The sequence below is a fragment of the Pseudomonas sp. IT-P4 genome (genome assembly GCF_949767755.1).
GTDB classification, from domain to species: domain Bacteria; phylum Pseudomonadota; class Gammaproteobacteria; order Pseudomonadales; family Pseudomonadaceae; genus Aquipseudomonas; species Aquipseudomonas monachiensis.
Window position 1 is genome coordinate 51,727 of sequence record NZ_CATKPX010000026.1, and the last position, 22,168, is coordinate 73,894.

14 protein-coding genes and 1 tRNA gene are annotated in these 22,168 nt (G+C 58.7%); 13 read left to right on the top strand and 2 right to left on the bottom strand.

Annotated elements, in window-relative coordinates; translation table 11 throughout:
• Positions 1-90 precede the first annotated feature (90 nt).
• From rpsU to ACM6IT_RS10675, 13 genes are all read left to right on the top strand, one after another.
• Positions 91-306 (top strand): 30S ribosomal protein S21, encoded by a 216-nt coding sequence (rpsU, locus tag ACM6IT_RS10615; protein WP_002551877.1) that lies wholly within the window; start codon positions 91-93, stop codon positions 304-306.
• Between the two features lie 481 nt (positions 307-787).
• Entirely contained in the window at positions 788-2,755 is a 1,968-nt protein-coding gene (gene dnaG, locus ACM6IT_RS10620) for a DNA primase (protein ID WP_223541848.1), read from the top strand.
• Between the two features lie 67 nt (positions 2,756-2,822).
• On the top strand, positions 2,823-4,670 hold the full coding sequence (rpoD, locus tag ACM6IT_RS10625) for an RNA polymerase sigma factor RpoD (protein WP_414913391.1): 1,848 nt from the start codon (positions 2,823-2,825) through the stop codon (positions 4,668-4,670).
• A 122-nt stretch (positions 4,671-4,792) separates the two neighbouring features.
• Complete coding sequence (locus ACM6IT_RS10630) at positions 4,793-8,539, top strand: bifunctional diguanylate cyclase/phosphodiesterase (RefSeq protein ID WP_056726631.1); 3,747 nt, start codon at positions 4,793-4,795, stop codon at positions 8,537-8,539.
• Between the two features lie 15 nt (positions 8,540-8,554).
• Positions 8,555-8,631 (top strand) — tRNA-Ile (locus ACM6IT_RS10635).
• Positions 8,632-8,805: 174 nt separating this feature from the next.
• A complete protein-coding gene (hsdR, locus tag ACM6IT_RS10640; RefSeq protein ID WP_414917944.1) occupies positions 8,806-12,282 on the top strand; it encodes a type I restriction-modification system endonuclease in 3,477 nt (1,158 codons plus the stop codon).
• Between the two features lie 79 nt (positions 12,283-12,361).
• A complete protein-coding gene (locus ACM6IT_RS10645; RefSeq protein ID WP_414917945.1) occupies positions 12,362-12,994 on the top strand; it encodes a hypothetical protein in 633 nt (210 codons plus the stop codon).
• 2 nt (positions 12,995-12,996) lie between these two features.
• Positions 12,997-13,701: a hypothetical protein gene (locus ACM6IT_RS10650; RefSeq protein WP_414917946.1), complete on the top strand. Its 705-nt coding sequence runs from the start codon at positions 12,997-12,999 to the stop codon at positions 13,699-13,701.
• Entirely contained in the window at positions 13,702-14,388 is a 687-nt protein-coding gene (locus tag ACM6IT_RS10655) for a protein phosphatase 2C domain-containing protein (protein WP_414917947.1), read from the top strand. It begins immediately after the preceding gene.
• A gap of 10 nt (positions 14,389-14,398) precedes the next feature.
• Positions 14,399-15,946, top strand: coding sequence for an N-6 DNA methylase (locus ACM6IT_RS10660; protein WP_414917948.1), 1,548 nt, complete (start codon positions 14,399-14,401; stop codon positions 15,944-15,946).
• Complete coding sequence (locus ACM6IT_RS10665; protein ID WP_414917949.1) at positions 15,939-17,225, top strand: restriction endonuclease subunit S; 1,287 nt, start codon at positions 15,939-15,941, stop codon at positions 17,223-17,225. The genes ACM6IT_RS10660 and ACM6IT_RS10665 overlap by 8 nt, the downstream gene beginning before the upstream one ends.
• Before the next feature lie 20 nt (positions 17,226-17,245).
• The gene (locus ACM6IT_RS10670; protein WP_414917950.1) at positions 17,246-18,154 is read left to right on the top strand and encodes a restriction endonuclease; all 909 of its coding nucleotides are present in this window, start codon (positions 17,246-17,248) and stop codon (positions 18,152-18,154) included.
• Positions 18,155-18,518: 364 nt separating this feature from the next.
• Complete coding sequence (locus tag ACM6IT_RS10675; RefSeq protein ID WP_414917951.1) at positions 18,519-18,827, top strand: DUF3077 domain-containing protein; 309 nt, start codon at positions 18,519-18,521, stop codon at positions 18,825-18,827.
• Positions 18,828-18,922: 95 nt separating this feature from the next.
• Here the strand turns inward: ACM6IT_RS10675 and ACM6IT_RS10680 are convergent, their stop codons facing one another.
• Both ACM6IT_RS10680 and ACM6IT_RS10685 read right to left on the bottom strand, forming a co-directional pair.
• Positions 18,923-19,555, bottom strand: coding sequence for a peptidase M41 (locus ACM6IT_RS10680; protein WP_414917952.1), 633 nt, complete (start codon positions 19,553-19,555; stop codon positions 18,923-18,925).
• A 237-nt stretch (positions 19,556-19,792) separates the two neighbouring features.
• A complete protein-coding gene (locus ACM6IT_RS10685) occupies positions 19,793-22,147 on the bottom strand; it encodes a glucose/quinate/shikimate family membrane-bound PQQ-dependent dehydrogenase (RefSeq protein WP_414917953.1) in 2,355 nt (784 codons plus the stop codon).
• Positions 22,148-22,168 lie beyond the last annotated feature (21 nt).

Genomic DNA, 22,168 nt, shown 5'->3' on the forward strand with positions numbered 1-22,168 from the left:
TTAACATCCGCAACCCTTAAAAACCGACGTCTTCAAGTGCTCTTTTGCCGCGAGGATGTTGACCCCGGTAATGAATGAAGGTAGCTCTGGATGCCAGCCGTCAAAGTAAAAGAGAACGAACCCTTCGACGTAGCTCTGCGTCGTTTCAAGCGCTCCTGCGAAAAAGCCGGTGTACTGGCTGAAGTTCGTAGCCGCGAATTTTACGAGAAGCCAACTTCTGAGCGTAAGCGCAAAGCAGCAGCCGCTGTTAAGCGTCACGCCAAGAAAGTTCAGCGCGAACAGCGCCGCGCCGTTCGTCTGTACTAATACACAGACGATCGTAGCAAGCTTCTGCCAAGCCCGGCCCTCAGCCGGGCTTATGGCATTTGCGTAAAACGCTTGATGCTTCACTGTCAAAGCCGCAGACGCGACCGAGACAAATCTGCTTCACCGCGTCAGACCTGGCTCTTTTGCCAGCGGTGCACGTCTTTTCTGACGAGCCTTTCAAGGCTACTGACGAGCACACCCACTGATTCCTCTCACGACGATCAGCCCAAGGCACCTGCTTGCGTGCCAGATGATGAGCTATCCGGGGCCTATGATTGGCCGTAGCGGATTCAGCGCAACACATTCAAACAGTCGAATACTGATTGGCATTAACGTCAGTGGATTTTCGGCAGATACACTTCCCGACAACGAATACGCAGACGACACTGATCGAGCCGCACACTTTGCGCGCCTCAAACAATGGCCGCCGTTCGGTCGCCGTACGTTACGGGATCCTTTCAGCGCAGATGACGAGAACGCCATGGCCGGGCTAATCCCCCAGAGCTTCATTGACGACCTTCTGAACCGCACCGACATCGTCGATGTGGTCAGCTCGCGCCTGCAATTGAAAAAGGCCGGCAAAAACCACACCGCCTGCTGCCCGTTCCACAAGGAAAAGACTCCGTCGTTCAGCGTCAGCCCCGACAAGCAGTTCTATTACTGCTTCGGCTGCGGCGCTGGCGGCAACGCCCTCGGCTTCATCATGGACCACGACAACCTGGATTTCGTCCAGGCCGTCGAAGAACTGGCCAAAGCCGCCGGCATGGAAATCCCCCGCGAAGAAAGCGGCCGACCGCACAAACCGCGACAGCCGACCGATTCGCCGCTGTATCCGCTACTGAGTGCAGCTGCCGATTTTTATCGCCAGGCCCTGAAAAGCCACCCATCGCGTAAAGCCGCCGTGGAATACCTGAAAGGTCGCGGGCTGACCGGCGAAATCGCCCGGGACTTCGGCCTGGGCTTTGCTCCGCCCGGCTGGGACAACCTGTTCAAGCACTTGAGCAGCGATACCCTGCAACAAAAAGCCATGATCGATGCCGGCCTGTTGATCGAAAACGCCGAAAGCGGCAAACGCTACGACCGCTTCCGCGACCGCGTGATGTTTCCGATCCGCGACAGTCGTGGGCGCGTCATCGCCTTCGGCGGCCGGGTATTGGGCGACGACAAGCCGAAGTACCTGAACTCCCCGGAAACCCCGGTTTTCCATAAAGGCCAGGAACTCTACGGCCTGTACGAAGCGCGCAAGACCAACCGCAACCTCGACGAGATCATCGTCGTCGAGGGCTACATGGACGTCATTGCCCTGGCCCAGCAAGGCCTGCGCAATGCCGTCGCAACCCTGGGCACAGCCACCAGCGAGGAACACCTCAAGCGGTTGTTTCGCGTCGTACCCAACGTGCTGTTCTGCTTCGACGGCGACCAGGCCGGCCGCAATGCAGCATGGCGGGCGCTGGAGGCGACACTTTCGAGCCTGCAGGACGGTCGTCGCGCACGCTTTCTGTTCCTGCCCGAAGGCGAGGACCCGGACACCCTGGTCCGCTCCGAAGGCACCGATGCCTTCCGCGCGCGCATCAACCAGCACGCGCAGCCACTGGCCGATTACTTCTTCCAGCAACTGACGGAGGAAGCCGACCCGCGCTCGCTTGAGGGCAAGGCTCACATGGCCACCCTCGCCGCGCCGTTGATCGACAAAGTCCCGGGCGCCAACCTGCGCATATTGATGCGTCAACGCCTGAGCGAAATCACCGGCCTGAGCGGTGAAGCGGTGAGCCAGTTGGCACAAAGCGCCCCGCAAGAAGCACCGCCCGCCTACGACCCGGGCATCGATTACGACGCGATGCCCGATTACAGCGACTATCATCAGCCGCAGGCACAGGAAATGTATGTGCCGCAGCAGGAATGGACGCCGAAGAAACCCGGTGCAGGAGGCAAGAAATGGGACAAGAAACCGTGGGACAAGAATGGCAAACGGGGCGGTGATCGTGATCAACCCCGCGCGCCACGGGTGCCCGCCGCCGTAGAACCGCCGACTCTCGCCGCCTTGCGCACGTTGCTGCATCACCCGCAACTGGCCGAAAAAGTCGAGGATGCCGGGCACTTCGCCGCCGAGGATCACACCAACACGCAATTGCTGGTGGCGCTGCTCGAAGCTGTGCAGAAGAATCCCAAGCTAAACTCAATTCAATTGATTGCGCGTTGGCACGGCACAGAACAAGGCCGCTTGCTCAAAGCCCTGGCGGAAAAGGAATGGCTGATTGATGGAGATAACCTTGAACAACAGTTTTTCGACACCATTACTAGCTTGTCAGCCCGCCAACGCGAGCGAAACCTGGAACAACTTCTGCGAAAAGCGCGTCAAAGCGAATTGACCAGCGAAGAGAAAAATCAACTGCGCGACCTCTTGAGTCGCAATGTTTCCGCATCAAACCCGACCTCAACTGGCGCGTGAGGTCATAGCTCAGGTATAATCCTCGGCTTGTTTTTTGCCCGCCAAGACCTTCAGTGGATAGGGTGTTATGTCCGGAAAAGCGCAACAGCAGTCTCGTATCAAAGAGTTGATCACACTTGGTCGTGAGCAGGGCTACCTGACTTACGCGGAGGTCAACGACCACCTGCCGGAGGATATTTCAGATCCGGAACAGGTGGAAGACATCATCCGCATGATCAATGACATGGGGATCAACGTATTCGAGGTTGCGCCAGATAAGGATTCCCTTATGCTGGCCGACGCCGATACCGACGAAGCCGCAGCCGAAGAGGCCGCTGCAGCGTTGGCTGCGGTCGAGACCGACATTGGTCGCACTACCGACCCGGTGCGCATGTACATGCGCGAAATGGGTACGGTGGAGCTCCTCACGCGTGAAGGCGAAATCGAAATCGCCAAGCGTATTGAAGAGGGCATCCGTGAGGTGATGAGCGCAATCGCGCACTTCCCCGGCACGGTTGATCATATTCTCTCCGAGTACACCCGCGTCACCACCGAAGGTGGCCGCCTGTCCGACGTCCTGAGCGGTTATATCGACCCGGACGACGGCATCGCACCGCCTGCGGCAGAAGTGCCGCCGCCGATCGACGCGAAAGCCGTTAAAGCGGATGACGACGCCGAGGACGATGACGCCGAAGCCTCCGATGACGAGGAAGAAGCCGAAAGCGGTCCGGATCCGGTCATCGCTGCACAGCGCTTCGGTGCTGTGGCCGATCAGATGGAAATCACCCGCAAGGCGCTGAAAAAGCACGGCCGCAACAACAAGGCAACGATTGCCGAGCTGTTGGCCCTGGCCGAGCTGTTCATGCCGATCAAACTGGTTCCGAAGCAATTCGAAGGCCTGGTCGAGCGTGTTCGCAGTGCCCTGGATCGCCTGCGTCAGCAAGAGCGCGCAATCATGCAGCTCTGCGTTCGTGATGCACGCATGCCGCGTGCCGACTTCCTGCGCCAGTTCCCGGGCAACGAAGTCGACGAAAGCTGGAGTGACGCCCTGGCCAAAGGCAAAGGCAAATACGCTGAAGCCATTGGTCGTCTGCAGCCGGACATCATCCGTTGCCAGCAGAAGCTGACCGCGCTGGAAACCGAAACCGGCTTGACCATCGCTGAAATCAAGGACATCAACCGTCGCATGTCGATCGGTGAGGCCAAGGCCCGCCGCGCGAAGAAAGAGATGGTTGAAGCCAACTTGCGTCTGGTGATCTCGATCGCCAAGAAGTACACCAACCGTGGTCTGCAATTCCTCGATCTGATCCAGGAAGGCAACATCGGCTTGATGAAAGCGGTGGACAAGTTCGAATACCGTCGCGGCTACAAGTTCTCGACTTATGCCACCTGGTGGATCCGTCAGGCGATCACTCGCTCGATCGCCGACCAGGCCCGCACCATCCGTATTCCGGTGCACATGATCGAGACGATCAACAAGCTCAACCGCATTTCCCGCCAGATGCTGCAGGAAATGGGTCGCGAACCGACCCCGGAAGAGCTGGGCGAACGCATGGAAATGCCTGAGGACAAGATCCGCAAGGTATTGAAGATCGCTAAAGAGCCGATCTCCATGGAAACCCCGATCGGTGATGACGAAGACTCCCATCTGGGTGACTTCATCGAAGACTCGACCATGCAGTCGCCAATCGATGTTGCAACCGTTGAGAGCCTTAAAGAAGCGACTCGCGAAGTGCTGTCCGGCCTCACTGCCCGTGAAGCCAAGGTACTGCGCATGCGCTTCGGTATCGACATGAATACCGACCACACCCTCGAAGAGGTTGGTAAGCAGTTCGACGTGACCCGTGAGCGGATTCGTCAGATCGAAGCCAAGGCGCTGCGCAAGCTGCGCCACCCGACGAGAAGCGAGCATCTGCGCTCCTTCCTCGACGAGTGATCACAAAACCCCCGGCCCAGGCCGGGGGTTTTGCTTTGTACAGATTAAATCCCCCCGCCTCCCCCCACCGCCCTGTAGCCGTCTACACTCGAAACATTCCCCCGAGCCATAACGAGACCGTTATGCCCAGACTGCCGACCGTGCTTTTTTTGCTGTCGCTGATGACCTGGACCGCAACGGCTGGCGCGCTGACTCTCACTGACGAAGAACGTAGCTGGCTGGCGGCTCACCCGGAATTGCGCCTGGGTGTCGATGCGTCGTGGCCGCCTTTCGAGTTTCGTGACGATGAGGGCCGCTACCAGGGCCTTGCCGCCGATTACATCGAGGTCATCCGCAAAAGGCTGGCAACCCGACTCACGCCCATCGAGCCGGTGAGCTGGACCGCCGTCCTGGAGCAGGCCAAGAAGGGCAAGCTAGACCTGCTGCCGGGCATCATGTCGACCCCGGAACGCCAGCAATACCTGTCGTTCACCCGCCCCTACCTGGACTTTCCGATTGTCATCCTGGCCCATGTCGGGGGCCCCCAACCACACAACCTGAAAGACCTGTACGGCCTGAAAATCGCCGTAGTGGAAAACTACGCCCCTCACGAACTGCTGCGCACCCACCATCCCGACTTGAATCTGGTAGCGATGCCCAACGTCAGTTCGGCGCTACAGGCACTGGCCACCGACGAAGTGGACGCCGTGGTAGGCGATCTGGCTTCCAGCGTCTGGAGCCTGCGCCAACTCAAGCTCGACGGGTTGTATGTCAGCGGTGAAACGCCCTATCGCTATCAACTGGCCATGGGTGTACCCCGCAACAACAAGATGCTGGTTGGCATTCTCGACAAAGTCCTGGCGGACATGAGCCCCGCTGAAATCAGCGCCATTCAGGAGCATTGGGTCGGCAACGTCCTCGATCATCGAACGTTCTGGAGCGACCTGCTGGTGTATGGCCTGCCCGGACTGCTGCTGCTGACTGTCGTACTGGCGGTGGTCATCCGCATCAACCGCCGTTTGAGCTCGGAAATCGCCCGCCGGGTCGACCTTGAACAGGAACTGCGCAGCAGCGAATACCACTACCGCGGCTTGGTGGAGAGCCTGTCGGCCATCGCTTGGGAAGCAAAAGTCACCGACTTCACCTACAGCTATGTATCGCCCCACGCCGAAGACCTTCTCGGATATCCCCTGTCCCATTGGCTGATCCCGGGCTTCTGGCGCAACATCATTCACCCCGCCGACCTGACCCGCGCCCAGACCTTCTGCGACCACGAAGTGCTGGCCGGGCGCGACCATCGCCTCGATTACCGGGTAATCACCGCCGACGGGCGCTGCCTGTGGGTGCGCGACATCGTCAGCCTGATCGAGCACGGGCATGAACCGGTGATGCGTGGGCTGATGATCGACATCACCGACGCCAAGCGCACCGAAGAAGCACTGCGCCTGTCGGAACAGAAATTCGCCTCTGTGTTCCAGCAATGCCCGGACATTCTGGTGATCGCGCGCCTGAGTGACGGTTGTCTGCTGGAGGTCAACGAAGCGTTCGAGGAGCAAATTGGCCTCAAGGCCGAGGACGTCATTGGCCAGACCGCCACCAACCTGAACATCTGGGGGATTCCCGGTGTCGGGCCGGGCCTTCTGCAACGCTTGCAGGCCGGCAGCATCCGCAACCTGGAAATGCCCTTCCGTCGCAGCAACGGCCAGGTGTTTACCGGCCTGATCTCCGCCGAACCGTTCGACCTCGACATGACACCGGCGCTGGTGGTCGTGGTGCGGGACATCACCCAGCTCAAGGAAACCCAGCAACAGCTGCAAACGTCCGAAGAAAAGTTCGCCAAGGCCTTCCACGCCTCCCCCGACGGCTTGCTGCTGTCGCGGCAAAGCGATGGCTTGCTGTTGGAGGTCAACGACGGTTTCAGCCGCATCACCGGCTTCAACAGCGCCATGTCGGTGGATCGTTCGGCGCTGGACCTGGGGATCTGGGTCAACCTCAATGAACGCAAGCAAATGCTCGACCTGCTGCACCGCGACGGTTTTGTCCGTGATTTCAGCTGCCATATCCGCCGCAGCGACGGGCAGATCCGCCTTTGCGAAGTGTCCAGCCGTCCGCTGCCGATTGGCGATGAAAACTGCATGCTGACCATCGCCCGGGACATCACCGAGCGGCACCTGATGCAGGAAAAACTGCAACAGGCCGCCACCGTGTTCGAAAGCACCGCCGAAGGCGTATTGATCACCGACACCCAACAGCACATCAGCGCGGTCAACCGTGCGTTCACCGAAATCACCGGTTACAGCGAAAGCGAAGCCCTGGGCCACACGCCACGCCTGCTCGCCTCGGGCCTGCATGACAGCGCGTTCTACGCGGCCATGTGGCACCAACTGACCGCCGAAGGCCATTGGCAAGGTGAAATTTCCAACCGACGCAAGAATGGCGAGCTGTACCCCAGCTGGCTGACCATCAGTGCCGTGCGCAACCGGGAGAAGTTCATCACCCACTTTGTCGCGGTGTTCGCCGACATTTCCAGCCTCAAGCATGCCCAGGCCAAACTCGACTACCAGGCGCACCACGACCCGCTGACCGGCTTGCCGAACCGCACACTGTTCGAAAGCCGCCTGCTGACCGCGCTCAACAGCCAGCAGGAAAACGGTGGCCAGGGCGCGGTACTGTTCCTCGACCTCGACCGCTTCAAGCACATCAACGACAGCCTCGGCCACCCGGTCGGCGACCTGCTGCTCAAGGGCATCGCCGTGCGCCTTAAGGAGCAACTGCGTGATATCGACACTGTGGCGCGCCTGGGAGGTGACGAGTTCATTATCCTGCTGCCGGGCCTGCAACAATCCAGCGACGCCGACCACATCGCCAATAAACTGCTCAACTGTTTCGCCGCGCCATTCCAGGCCGGCGAACACGAGTTTTTCATCAGCGCCAGCATCGGCACCAGCCTCTATCCGAAAGATGGCTGCGACGTTGCCACACTGATCAAGAACGCCGACGCCGCGATGTACCGCTCCAAGGCCAAGGGCCGCAACCGCGTCGAAAGCTACACCCGCGACCTCACCGCCCAGGCCAGCGAACGCGTGGCGCTGGAACACGAACTGCGCCGCGCCATCGAGCGCAACGAATTGCACCTGTGCTACCAACCGAAAATCAGCCTCGAAGACTACAGCCTGGTCGGCGCCGAAGCCCTGATCCGCTGGCACCATCCGACCTTTGGCGACGTACCGCGGGAACACTTCATCCCGCTGGCCGAAGAAAACGGCATGATCCTGCAAATCGGCGACTGGGTGCTGGAAACCGCCTGCCGGCAGATGGCCGAATGGCACAGGCTGTACGAAAGCCCCGGTCCGCTGTCGGTCAACCTGGCCGGCGCCCAACTGCGCCAACCCAACCTGGTGGGCCGCATCGAACAGTTGCTCAAGGACAACGGCCTCAACCCCGGTTTCCTGCAACTGGAAATCACCGAAAACTTCATCATGAGCCAGGCCGAGGAAGCGCTGGCGGTGCTGCATCAACTCAAACAACTGGGCGTGCAACTGGCCATCGACGACTTCGGCACCGGCTACTCGTCCTTGAGCTACCTCAAGCGCCTGCCGCTGGACATCCTCAAGATCGACCAGTCCTTCGTCCGCGGCCTGCCGGACGATCCCCACGATGCCGCCATCGTACGCGCCATCATCGCCCTCGGCCGCAGCATGCAATTCACCGTGATTGCCGAAGGGGTCGAGACCCGGGCGCAACAGCAATTCCTCGCCGCCGAGGGCTGTGAACAAATCCAGGGCTACATCGTCAGCCTGCCCCTGCCCCCCGACGAATTCGCCGCGACGTTTCTTCGTACAACAGTAAAGGCTTTTTCGGATAGCACAGTCGCAAAACCGTCGCTATAATCCGCGACCTACTGAGGGCCTATAGCTCAGTTGGTTAGAGCAGAGGACTCATAATCCTTTGGTCCACGGTTCAAGTCCGTGTGGGCCCACCAAACAAGAAAGCCGCGTTTTTACGCGGCTTTTTCGTGTCTGCTGCAAAAGCGCCGCCGATCCTAGATCTGCCAAGCCATGGTCAAACCTGCTTCATCTTGGGTAAGCTCGACGCATCATTGCGCCAGCAAGCTCAGCGACGCGCAATCAAGGGATGAGCACGCACAGGATTGACCATGGCCGCGACCAGCAATTTCTCCTTTCTCCAGGAACACGACCCCGTTTTCCTGCAGCTGGCGACCACGGCCGAACAGATCTTTGCCAGCGATCCCAACACTACCCTGATCAAGCTGCGGCAACTGGGCGAGGCTTTGGCTCAAGACCTGGCCAGCCGTGCCGGTATCGAATTCGATGCCATGACCAAGCAGACCGACTTACTCTACAAATTAAGCCGGGATATCCAGCTCGATCAAAAAATCCGCAGCCTGTTCCACACGTTGCGTACCGAAGGCAACAAAGCCACTCACCAATTTCGTACTCAGCATCGTGAAGCATTGGACGGGCTGAGAGTCGCCCGTGCCCTGGCCATTTGGTACCACCAATCGTTCGGCAAGCAAGGTGATAAGTTCAGCCCCGGCCCCTTTGTAAATCCGGAAGACCCCAGCACTCCGCTGCGCGACCTGCAAAACCAGATCGAGCAGCTGAAAGCTCAGTTGAGTGAGTCGAGCGAGCAACTAGAAAGCAACCAGCAGTTGGCTGAGCTGATAAAGCGTGAAGCTGAAGAATACGCCGTTCTCGCTGAGCAAATGGGCGCTGAATCAAGCCTCCACAAGCAGCAAGCCAAACAGCATGAAGCCGAACTGGAAAGGTTGCGTAGTGAGCACGAGCAAAGCATCAAAGCCCTGCAAATTCAGCTGCTGACCCAGCCGCAGGCCTCGTCACAGGTCATGCACCGAACAATGCGGGCCACTCAACAATTTGACCTGAGCGAAGACCTCACCCGGATCCTCATCGACCAGCAGTTGATCGATGCTGGCTGGGAAGCGGACTCCCTCGATCTGACATACAAAAAAGGCGCTCGCCCCGAAAAGGGCAAGAACAAAGCCATCGCCGAATGGCCCACCCGCATTCCAAACGCCGATGCCGACTATGTCCTGTTTGCAGGCCTGATGCCGGTAGCCATCGTTGAAGCCAAGCGCAAACGCAAAAATGTTGCAGACCGCATTCCCCAGGCCGAGCGTTATTCCCGCGAATTCCAGTTCGCCCCGGAGCAGTTAAAACCATGGCTGGAGGCCGGTCACCCCGCTGCCTGGAACGATGGTGAAGGCAAGAGCTTCCAGGTGCCCTTCGCCTTTGCTTGCAATGGTCGCCCCTACATCAAGCAACTCGCCGAACAATCCGGGACCTGGTTCCGAGACCTGCGCAGCCCGTCCAACACCGCCCGACCGCTGCAAGACTTCCATAAACCTGAAGACTTGCGGGACCTACTCAAGCGCAGCCGTGCCGAGGCCGAAACCAAGCTCAAGGAAGAAGGCTTCGCCTATCTGAAGTTGCGCGACTATCAGGAAAAAGCGATTCACGCCGTAGAGCAAGCCTTGGCCAACAACCAGCGCGACTGCTTGCTGGCGATGGCCACCGGTACAGGGAAAACCCGCACCATCATTGGCCTGATGTACCGATTCCTGAAAACCGAACGCTTCAAGCGCATTCTGTTTCTGGTCGATCGCAGTGCCCTTGGGCAACAAGCCATCGACTCGTTCAACGACACCACCCTCGAGCAAAACCATACGCTCGCGCAGATCTACGACATCAAAGAGCTGGGCGACATGGCCGCCGAGGCGGAAACCCGCATCCAGGTGGCCACCGTTCAGGCCATGGTCAGCCGCATTTTCCGCTCTGACACGCCGCCGTCGGTCGGCGAATTCGACTGCATCATCGTCGACGAAGCCCACCGTGGTTACACCCTCGATCAGGAAATGAGCGAGGGCGAACTGGCCGTCCGCGATCACAATCAGTACCTCTCGCAGTACCGTCGCGTACTGGATTATTTCGACGCGTGCAAAGTCGGCCTGACTGCCACCCCGGCCAAACACACCAGCGAAATTTTCGGCAAGCCGGTGTTCACCTACAGCTACCGCGAAGCCGTGGCGGATGACTGGCTGATCGACCACGAACCGCCGATCCGCTACGAAACGCAACTGAGTAAACACGGCATCCACTTTGAGAAGGGACAATCGGTCAGCGTCATCGATACGCAGACCGGCGAAGTCGATGTCGCCGAGCTGGAGGACGAACTCAACTTCAACATCGAGTCGTTCAACCGCCGCGTGATCACACCGGCTTTCGACAAAGTGATCTGCGACGCCCTGGCCAATGAGCTGGACCCGTTCGGCGAAGAAAAAACCATGGTGTTTTGCGTCAGTCAGGCCCATGCCGAGCGAGTGAAAAACCTGCTCAATGAGGCCTTCAAAGACGCCTACGGTGAGCAATACAACCAGGCAACGGTGCAAATCATCACCGGTCAGAGCGACAAGGTAGAACAACTGATCCGCAAGTACAAAAACGAACCGCACCCCAGCATCGCCATCACCGTCGATCTGCTGACCACCGGCATCGACGTGCCAACAATCTGCAATCTGGTGTTCATGCGCCGGGTGCGCTCACGCATTCTCTATGAGCAGATGAAAGGCCGCGCAACCCGCCGCTGCGACGAGATCGGCAAAACGGTTTTCCGCATCTACGACCCTGTCGACCTCTACGCCAGCCTGGAAGCTGTCGACACCATGAAGCCGTTGGTGAAGAACCCCAATGTCTCCCTGGAGCAACTGGTCAGCGAACTCACCAGTGATGCCAGTCACGACGCTCCCGGTAACCAGGAAGACAGCAGCCACGCCCATGATGTGCTCGACATACTCAGCCAGCGCATCATGCGCATTCTGCGCAAGGCCGACCACAAAGCTGAAACCAAGCCCACGCTGAAGAAAAAGCTCGAGGAACTGGAGGACATCTGGGGCGTGGAGCCTGCCAAGCTGCACAAACACCTGCATGAACTGGGACCCAGGCAGGCCGCCGAGTTCATTCGCGAACATAGTCAGTTGCTGACCCAATTGAATGCCGTCAGCACCCTGCTGGGTTCGGAAAACTACCCGATCATTTCCACCCACAGCGACGAACTGCTCGTGCGTGAGCAAAGCTACGGCGCCTATCAGAAACCTCAGGATTACCTCGAAAGCTTCCACGACTTCGTCCACAGCCAGCTCAACCAATCCGCTGCGTTGGGCGTGGTAGTCAATCGCCCCAAAGACCTCACCCGCGAACAACTGCGCACTGTGCGCTTGCTGCTGGATCAACATGGCTACAGCGAAGTCAGCCTGAAAAGCGCCTGGCGCAACCAGACCAATCAGGAAATAGCTGCCAGCATCATTGGCTTCATCCGCCAGGCTGCGATTGGCGAAGCCCTGCTGCCCTTCGACCAACGCGTGGCCAACGCCATGCAAAAAATCTATGCCCTTGAGTCGTGGACACCCGTACAACGCAAGTGGCTTGATCGCCTGGCCAAGCAATTGGTGCACGAAGTGGTCATTGACCCGCAACAAGTCAACGATGCCTTCCAGAACGATGGCGGCATCAAGAGCTTGAACCGTCACCTCGGTGGCAACCTGGATAAGGTACTGGAAGCCTTGAATGACAACCTGTGGCCTGCGGTCGGCTGAGCCCGTTGACAGTGACCGGGCAAAAACGCCTAGACTGTCCTCAGTCCCAGGACAAAGGACAGTTACTAGCTGAGGCCATATGAAGAGTCAAGACGTACTGTTGCTGATCAAACTGATTTGCCTGGAGCAGCGCGAGCGCCTGCAGCAGCAACTCGACAGCGAAACAGCAGAACTGCTCAAGCTCAGCGATACCGGCGAGCAATGGCAAGGCTGGGAGGACCACACCGAACAAGACCCGCCCGTGCACCACGACAGCTACTCCGTTCGCGCCCTGCAAGCCTCGCTGGGCATCAGCAAAACCGAAGTCGCCTCGGCACTCAAACGCTGCCAGCAGATCGGATTGTTACGCCTGGACCCAAGCACCCAGCTGCCTCGGGTCAACAGCAAGGCGCTGTTGGGCTTTATTGAGCACGGCTTGCGCTATGTGTTTCCGGTCAAGCCCGCCGAAATGGTCCGCGGCATCCCCACCAGTTTTTCCGCCCCCGTGTTGCAGGGTAAGTTGATGAGCGGCGGCGACCTGATCCACGTCTGGCCAGACGCCTATGGCACCCGCAAAGGGCAGTCGATCACGCCCCTGTTCAAGACCGTCCCGGGCGCAGTCAAAAAAGACGCCCGCTTATATGAATACCTGGCGCTGATAGATGCCGTGCGTCTGGGCAATGCCCGCGAAGCCAATCTGGCGAACCAACTGCTACGCGAGAAGATTCTTTAACCATGAGCCGCGCACAAAACATCCAGATGCTCGAAGTCGTCGCCAAGGCGCTCGGCGAAGAGCTTTGCCAAGCCGTTGCCTTCGTCGGCGGCTGCACGACAGCCTTGCTGCTGACCGACGAATTCACCTTGGAGGAAGTGCGCTACACCGACGATGTGGATCTGGTGGTGCACCTGACAGGCTATGCCCAGTGGCAAACGCTGGTGGTACAACTCAAGCAAAAAGGCTTCAAGCAATCGCCGCAGGACGAAGTCATTTGCCGCCTGCGCCTGGGCGAGTTGAAAGTCGACTTCATGCCCGAAGATGCCGAAACCGCCAACCTGCTGGGCTGCAACAACCGTTGGTTCAGCGACGGCTTGGCCAACGCGCAGTGGCATGAACTACCCAGTGGCTGCCGCATTCGCCTGTTCAGCCCGCCCTACTTCCTCGGCAGCAAACTGGAAGCCTACGCCGGTCGCGGTGCGCAGAACCCGCTGAGCAGCCAGGACCTTGAGGACATTCTCAATCTGGTGAACGGCCGGGAGGAATTGCTCGCCGAAGCAGAGTCTGCCGCACCGGATCTTCGCGCCTACCTGAGCCAAACACTGGCAGGCCTGCTGGGAAACAACGACTTCGGCTATCTGGTGCAGGATGCCGCGCGCGGCGATAGCGAGCGTGAGCAGATCATCTGGGACCGCCTGCACCACATCGTTCGGGTAACCGCCTGAATGCGCGCGACCGTCAAATGGCACACCCAGGCCGGTCGCCATACGGCGGACAACCGCGATGCCTTCGCCCATGCCGCGCAGGCAAACGCCAGCCTCTACCTGATCGCCGATGGCAGCAGCAGTCACCCGCGCAGCGGTGAATTGGCTCATGCCTTGCTGAATGATCTGACCCAGGGTTTTGGCCAGTTACCGACACAAGAACTGAACGCCGAGCAACTGGCCAGCGCACTCCAGCAGATCATCACCAACAGACATCAAACACTACGGGGCGACTTCCCCTTGGCCGCCTGCAGTTATCTGCTGCTTTGCCTGCTCCCCGATGCGGTATTCACAATTCATGAAGGTGACTGCTGCCTGGGCGTCATTGATCAGGACAGTGAAATCAACTGGCTGAGTGCTGTACATTGCGCACCCAATTGGCAGGGTGACCTCACCCCTGCACAGATTGCCCGGGACTCATCACGCCACAGCCTGACCCGCTGCTTCAGCGCCCGGCGCACGAGCAACCCTGACATCAACTTTTGGCCTGCCCGCCCGAACCAACACTGGTTGCTGGCGAGCGATGGCTTTTGGGCCGGCTTATGCGCCCAGACCCAACAGATTTTTTTGCGCGACGGCCACTTGCCCGCCCCGCCCACCGATGACGACATCAGTTGCCTGAACGTCATCCCCAGCCCCATTTTTTAGAGCGCGCCCCATGACCAACAGCGACATCGTCCAGAAACTCTGGAACCTTTGCGACGTCCTCCGTGACGACGGCATCAACTACAGCGACTACGTCACCGAACTGGTGCTGCTGCTGTTCATCAAGATGGAATTCGAACAGGTTCAGAACAACGACAATTTCAACCACAAGCTGCCCGAAGGCGCGCGCTGGCCGGACCTGAACAGTAAGTCTGGCTTGAACCTGCTCAACCACTACCGGCAGATGCTGCTCGACCTGGGTCAAAACGCTGACCCGTTGATCGCCGCCATCTACGCCGATGCCCAGACGCGCCTGAAAGAACCGCGCCACCTGGAACAGCTGATCAAAAGCCTCGACGGCATAGACTGGTTCAGCGCCCGCCGCGACGGCCTCGGCGATCTGTATGAAGGCCTGCTGGAAAAGAACGCCAGCGAAACCAAATCCGGTGCCGGCCAGTACTTCACTCCGCGCCCGTTGATCGACAGCATCATCAACTGCATCAAGCCCCAGCCGAGAGAAGTCATTCAGGATCCGGCTGCTGGCACTGCGGGCTTCCTGATTGCTGCTGATGCGTACATCAAAAGCAAAACCGATGACCATTACGACCTTGATGAAAAGGATCGGAGTTTCCAACGCAACTGCGCCTTTGTCGGCGTAGAACTGGTGCCCGGCACCCGTCGCCTGGCATTGATGAATACCTTGCTGCACGGCATGGAAGGTGACGAAGAAGGCGTGGTGCACTTGGGCAACGCTCTCGGCCAAACCGGGGCCAACCTGCCGAAAGTGAATGTCATCCTTTCCAACCCACCGTTCGGCACCGCCAAGGGCGGCGGCGGCCCGACCCGTGATGACCTCACCTACAAGACCAGCAACAAGCAACTGGCCTTCTTGCAGCACATCTATCGCGGCCTCAAACCCGGTGGCCGCGCCGCCGTGGTGTTGCCGGACAACGTGCTGTTCGAAGCCGGCGTCGGCACCGACGTACGCCGCGACCTGATGGACAAGTGCAACCTTCACACCATTCTGCGGCTGCCCACGGGGATCTTTTACGCTCAAGGCGTGAAGACCAACGTGCTGTTTTTCCAGAAAGGCTCGGTTGAGAACCCGCACCAGGATCAAGGCTGTACGCAGCGTGTTTGGGTTTATGACTTGCGAAGCAACATGCCAAGTTTTGGTAAGCGCACGCCGTTTGGCGCGACGCATCTCAAGCCCTTCGAAGATGCCTTCGGGGAGGATGCCAATGGCAATAGCCCGCGTGCGGAGAATGTCGAGGGGATTGGTGAGCTGAGTCGCTTCCGGGTGTTTACTCGCGAGTACATTGAACAGCGCGGTGATTCGCTGGATATCAGTTGGTTGAAGGATGCGGACAGTCTGGATGCTAATAACTTGCCGGGACCAGAATTGCTGGCGGGTGAGGCGATGGCTGAGCTGACTGAAGCATTGCATGAGTTGGAAGAGCTGATGAAAGCGCTGGGGGCTGGGGATGAAGTGGCGGCGCAGAAGCAGTTGATGGCAGAAGTGATGGGATTGGTGGTGGCTCAGGAGAATGAGGATGAGTGAGTTGCCGAGCGGTTGGACGGAGGCGAACTTGCTAGACATCTGCCAACCAAAACAATGGAAAGTCATCTCAACTGCTGAACTCACCGACAGTGGATACGTCGTCTACGGAGCAAATGGTAAAATTGGGTTTTACTCAACCTATACACATGAAAAACCTACACTAATGATTACATGCCGTGGTGCAACCTGCGGCAATCTTCATATATCTGAACCGCGAGCCTATATAAATGGTAACGCCATGGCCTTGGATGATTTGGCTGAGGAAGTAACCTCTATCAGCTATTTTAAGTATGCACTTCAAGCTCGCGGCTTAACGGACGTAATTACTGGTTCAGCACAGCCTCAAATAACGAGACAAAACTTATCCGAGGCAACGATAAAACTCGCTCCACTTGCCGAACAGACCCGCATCGCACAGAAACTCGATGAACTGCTAGCTCAGGTCGACACCCTCAAAGCCCGCATCGATGCCATCCCCGCCCTGCTCAAACGCTTTCGCCAGTCCGTATTCGCTGCAGCGGTTTCCGGGCAATTGACGGTACAGAGAAAAAGTACAGATCTACCTAGCGGCTGGCAGCGCGTAAAATTCTCCTCCGTGATAGATGATTTAAGGTATGGCACTGCCCAGAAATGCGACTACAACGGCGGGGCAACCGGAGTATTGCGAATACCTAACATTTCCGAAAATGGCATAAACATTGATGACCTCAAGTATTCAAACTTCTCCGAAACTGAGAATAAAAAATTATCGCTGCGAAAAGGAGATGTGGTTCTTATTCGCTCAAACGGCAGCGTCTCGCTTGTAGGAAGGTCCGCAGTGATTGGCTCAAAGGAAGAAGGTCTTCTTTTTGCTGGTTATTTGATACGCGCACGCATAAACATAGAAAAAGCCATTCCTGAATATGTAAATTATTGGCTCAAATCTCCAGCAATTCGACAAGATATAGAGCTAACGGCGAGATCTACAAGCGGCGTTAACAATATTAATAGTGAAGAAATCAAGTCACTTACCTTCACTATGCCTTCACTCGCAGAGCAAACCGAAATCGTCGACCGAGTTAAACAACTCTTCGCCTTCGCCGACCAACTGGAAGCCAAAGTCGCCTCGGCCAAAAACCGGATCGATCACCTGACCCAAAGCATCCTGGCCAAGGCCTTCCGAGGTGAATTGGTACCCCAAGACCCGAACGACGAACCTGCCAGCGTGCTACTGGAGCGCATCAAGGCTCAACGCGCCGCTGCGCCCAAGGCAAAACGTGGCCGCAAGGCGTCGGCTTGAACTAACGAAAGGAAGCGATCATGGCCGTTCCCGATTTCCAGTCTGTCATGCGTCCGGTATTGGCTGAGGTCGCCAATGGCTTGCCCATCAGCCTCAAGTCCTTGCGTGAGCAGGTCATCGAGCAGTTCCAACTGAGCGAAGTCGAGCGCCATGAAATGCTGCCGTCAGGGCGGCAGACGGTGATCAACAATCGTATCGGTTGGGCGCGCACCTACCTGAACAAGGCCGGTTTGCTGAGCATCCCGAGCAAAGGTCTGGTGCAAATCACCGAGCGTGGCCGCGAAGCGCTGCAATCCGGGCCACAACGGATCACCGTCGGTTGGCTGAAACGCTATCCAGAGTTCAGCGCGTTTCATGGTGCGCGGCCGGACAACGATGTGCCTTCCGTGCAGGCCGACCCCGTGGGCGACATCACCCCGGACGAGCAACTGGCCCAGGCGCATCAGGCCTTGTTGCAGTCACTGGCCGACGAATTGCTCGCCCAAGTGCGCGGTGCTTCGCCGACGTTTTTTGAGCAATTGGTGGTCGATCTGATGATTGCCATGGGTTATGGCGGCTCCCGCAAGGAGGCCGGTCGCGCTACCCAGCAGACCAACGACGATGGCATCGACGGCATCATCAAGGAAGACAAACTCGGCCTCGATGTGATTTACCTGCAAGCCAAACGCTGGAGCAACACGGTGCATCGCCCGGAGATCGACAAGTTCATCGGCGCCCTCACCCGTCAACGTGCGCGCAAGGGTGTGTTCATCACCACGTCGGAGTTCTCCGCCGGTGCACGTGAAGCGGCGCTTGGTCTTGATATCAAGGTGGTGCTGATCGATGGCGTGGAGTTGGCTCGCCTGATGGTCGAAAACAATTTGGGTTGTAGCGTGAAGCAGGTCTACGAGATCAAACACATCGATTCGGATTACTTCACCGAAGACTGATGTTTAGTTTTGTTTACTTAAGGTCTCGCTTTATCGGATGACGCCTTAGGACCTTGTAGGCAAACTCCGAATCTTGCTTTTGGGCACTTTGCCGCCTTGTTGCGCTTTTCTTTGACGGGATAGTCTCCGACCGTCGCTGACCATTCAGCGATCGGGCTTGGAAACCCGTCGGATCAAAAGCGCAGCAGTATCTACCACTACTCCAGTCGTTTTTTACGACTGCGAAACTGTGTTATGGCAGCTGTGCGTGGGACGCTTTCGGGCGTGCCGGTTTCCTTGATCCCCGGTTTTCCAACCTGCGTACAGCTGCCACCCATTCGCTTGGAAACGAACGTGGCAGCTCCTAGGATTAAGGAGTTACATCATGACAAAACCCATCTCGTCCGATCCTTCAGAACTAAAAACCGTCGGTTTCACCCCTTTCCTGCATCTCTCGGATCAACCCCTGTTCCACGTCTGCCGTGACGTCCCCATCGCCGACGCTCTGGCCCAAGCCTCCGACCTGCTGTTCCTCGCCAAGTCCCTCACCGTGGACGCCGCCTACGCCCAAGACTCCGACCGCCACGCCTGGGCCGCGCATTACCTGACGACGATGAGCAAAGCGGTGATTGATGATGTAGTGAAGGTGTTGACGCGCAAACCTGCTCAAACGAGAGCGCAGGCAGATCAATAAAACAAACAGAGCCTGAAAATTCCCAAATAGGGACCGTGCGTTCCCTTTTTGGGACTGATTAGAGCCAGATGCTTCGGCTCTTCAGTTCAAACACATCATGAAGGCATGGCCTGCACGGCCAGCCGCCGCTCCAGCTCCTGCCCCGTCAGCATGCCCTCATACGTATCCGCCGGCCGTCCCCACTGCTCCACGATGACCATGCCGTCCACCAGCGCCACAGCCAATTCGGCAATCGTCTCGGCCTGATCTTCTATGATTTTTTGCGTCCGCAGCCACAGCCGACCTGTCATCTCTTTAAGCTCCGCCGTTATCCGCTCACCCGACGCAGGATCAGTGTCCGGGTAGACGATATTTCGCAGCAGATGCTGAAGCTCCCTGATTTTTGCGTAATCCTGTTCCGCCCCCTGCTTGCCTTTGAGGATGGCGGTGGCCTTGGGCTTATCGACGCGTTTGGCGGCTGAAGGTTTTGAAGGCAGGGTCTGCGCCAGTGAGCCCGCCAGGAGCACCATCATCCGGGCTTCCAGATGTTCCTTCATGGCTTCCATCGACGAAATCGGGCGCACCAAGGTAATGGAGGCCCCTCCCTGGTGCCGCAAATCCTTGCTCACTGTCAGGGTCACGCCGCCCGTTTCAAACCCCAGGGCGCGGGCCACCACGTAGTGCCCCATTTCGTGATGGGCGATCTGCAAGGCACGTTCCCGTACAGCAGCAGGTAGCTTCATTGTCATGTTCTTCGCCTCGCACCCTCGACTGCCTCAATCCTAGCCGATCCCCCCCCCTCTTTCGCCCAGCAAAAAGCCGCGCTTGTGGCGAGGGAGCTTGCTCCCGTTGGACTGCGTAGCAGTCCCCTATTTGGGGGCCGCTTCGCGGCCCAGCGGGAGCAAGCTCCCTCGCCACAGGTCCAGCGCTGTAATCAAGTGAACAGCATTACGTGCAACTCTGCTTTTTTCCTCAAGCTTCAGCCGCTATTTGGGCAAGGCGTAGGCAATCACATAATCCCCACGATCCGTCGACTGACGCGCACCACCCACCGTGAGCAGGATGTACTGCCTGCCGGTTTTCGGTGAAACGTAGGTCATCGGCCCGGACTGGCTGCCCACCGGCAAGCGCGATTTCCAGATTTCGTTGCCGTTGCCGGTGTCGAAGGCGCGCAGGTAGAAGTCCTGGGTGCCGGCGAAGAACAGCAGGCCCGACTGGGTGGCCAGCGATGCGCCGAGGGTCGGCATGCCGATCGGGATCGGCAAGTGCATGCGGATGCCCAGCGGGCCGGTGTCCTGCACGGTGCCGACCGGAACTTGCCACATCAGTTTGTGGGTCTTGAGGTCGATGGCGGACATGGTGCCGAACGGTGGTTTCTGGCACGGAATACCGACCGCCGAGAGGAAACGTTCGCGCATGGCGCCGAACGGCGTGCCTTCCTGGGGTACCACGCCCATTTCGATACCGCTGGCCCCGGCTTTGATCTTGTCGCGCGGGATCATGTAGTTGGCCAGGCCCAGGCGCATGTCGTTGACGAACATGTAATTGGTGTTCGGATCAACCGAGACGCTGCCCCAGTTCATCCCGCCCAGCGAGCCCGGGAATTGCAGGGCGCGGTCCATGCCCGGCGGGGTGTAGACGCCTTCGTGGCGCATGCCTTTGAACTGGATGCGGCACATCAACTGATCAAACGGCGTGGCGCCCCACATGTCGGATTCGGTCAGGGTCTTGTTGCCGATTGACGGCATGTCCACCAAGAACGGCTGGGTTGGCGAGTAGCGTTCACCGGGCACTTTGCCTTGCGGCACCGGGCGCTCTTCGACGCGGGCAATCGGCACGCCGGTTTCGCGGTTGAGCAGGAAGATCTCGCCCTGCTTGGTGACTTGCGCCAGGGCTGGCTGGGTGCCGCCCTTATCGTCCGGCACGTCGTACAGCAGCGGCTGCGCCGGCAGGTCGAAGTCCCACAAGTCGTGGTGGGTGGTCTGGTAGTGCCAGCGTACCTGCCCGGTTTTCACATCGATGGCGACGATGGACGAACTCCACTTGTCGTCGAGCTCGGTGCGTTGACCGCCGAAGAAGTCCGGGGTGGCGTTGCCGGTTGGCAAGTAAACCAGACCGAGCTTGGCGTCGTAGGACATGGCCGACCACACATTCGGCGTACCACGGGTATAGGTCTCACCGGTCGGTGGGCGTTTGGTGGTGTTCGGGTTGCCCGGATCCCACGCCCACATCAGCTCACCGCTGCGCACGTCGTAGGCACGCACCACGCCCGGCGGTTCGCCAGTGGAATAGTTATCGGCCACGCGGCCGCCGACGATTACCACGTCTCCTGCGACCAATGGGGTCGAGGTTTGCTGGTAGTAACCGGGCTTCACTTCGCCCATGTCAGTGGTCAGATCGACAGTGCCGTGGTTACCGAACTCTTCGCAGGGCTTGCCGGTGTCGGCATTGATAGCGATCAGGCGCGCATCGCCGGTCGGCAGAAACAGACGTTTCGTACAGGCGGTTGGCTGGTTGTCCGAAGAGGCCGGTGTTTCGGAATAGCCCAGGCCACGGCAACGCTGCCAGTTGGGCGCGGTGCCTTGTGGGTCGAACTTCCAGCGCTGGGCGCCGGTGTCGGCATCCAGGGCGAAGACTTTGCCGTAGGCGGTGCAGGTGTAGACCGTGTCACCGATTTGCAGCGGAGTGTTCTGGTCTTCGGCGCCGGCACCGGTGCTTTGCGGGATGTCACCGGTGCGGAAGGTCCAGGCGACCTGCAATTTGTCGATGTTGCCTTTGGTGATCTGGTCCAGCGCGGCAAAGCGGTTGCCGGCGGTGGTGTTGCCCCAGTGGGCCCAGTCTTTCTGCTCGGTGCCCGGAGTGACCGGCGTTACCGCAGGTACGGTGGTGTTTTTGACCACATGGGTCGGCACGAACATGTAGGCCATCGTCGCAACGACGCCCACGCCCAGAATGCCAGCCAGACCGTAGGCGCCACGCCCAGCGGTCGCGCCCGAAGCGCGGACCAGGGTCGGATAAATCAACGCCACCACCAGACCGATCACGGCGAAGGTCAGTACCCGCGAGACCAGCGGCCAGTACTCGAGGCCCGCATCCCAAACGGCCCAGATCGCAGTGAGGAGCAATGCCACAGCATACAGCCAGGCGCCGAGCGGCTTGCGCCGGGCAATCATCAACCCGGACGCCAGCATTGCCAGCCCCATCAGCAGGAAATACCAGCTGCCACCCAGCGCGATCAGATAGCCACCGCCACCGGCCAGGCCGAGCCCGATCAGTGCAATCAGCACACCCAGCCCCGCCAGCAACCATTTGCTGCCGGCGGCAGCCCCAGAATTGTTCATATCGGAAATTTTCCCCATTTG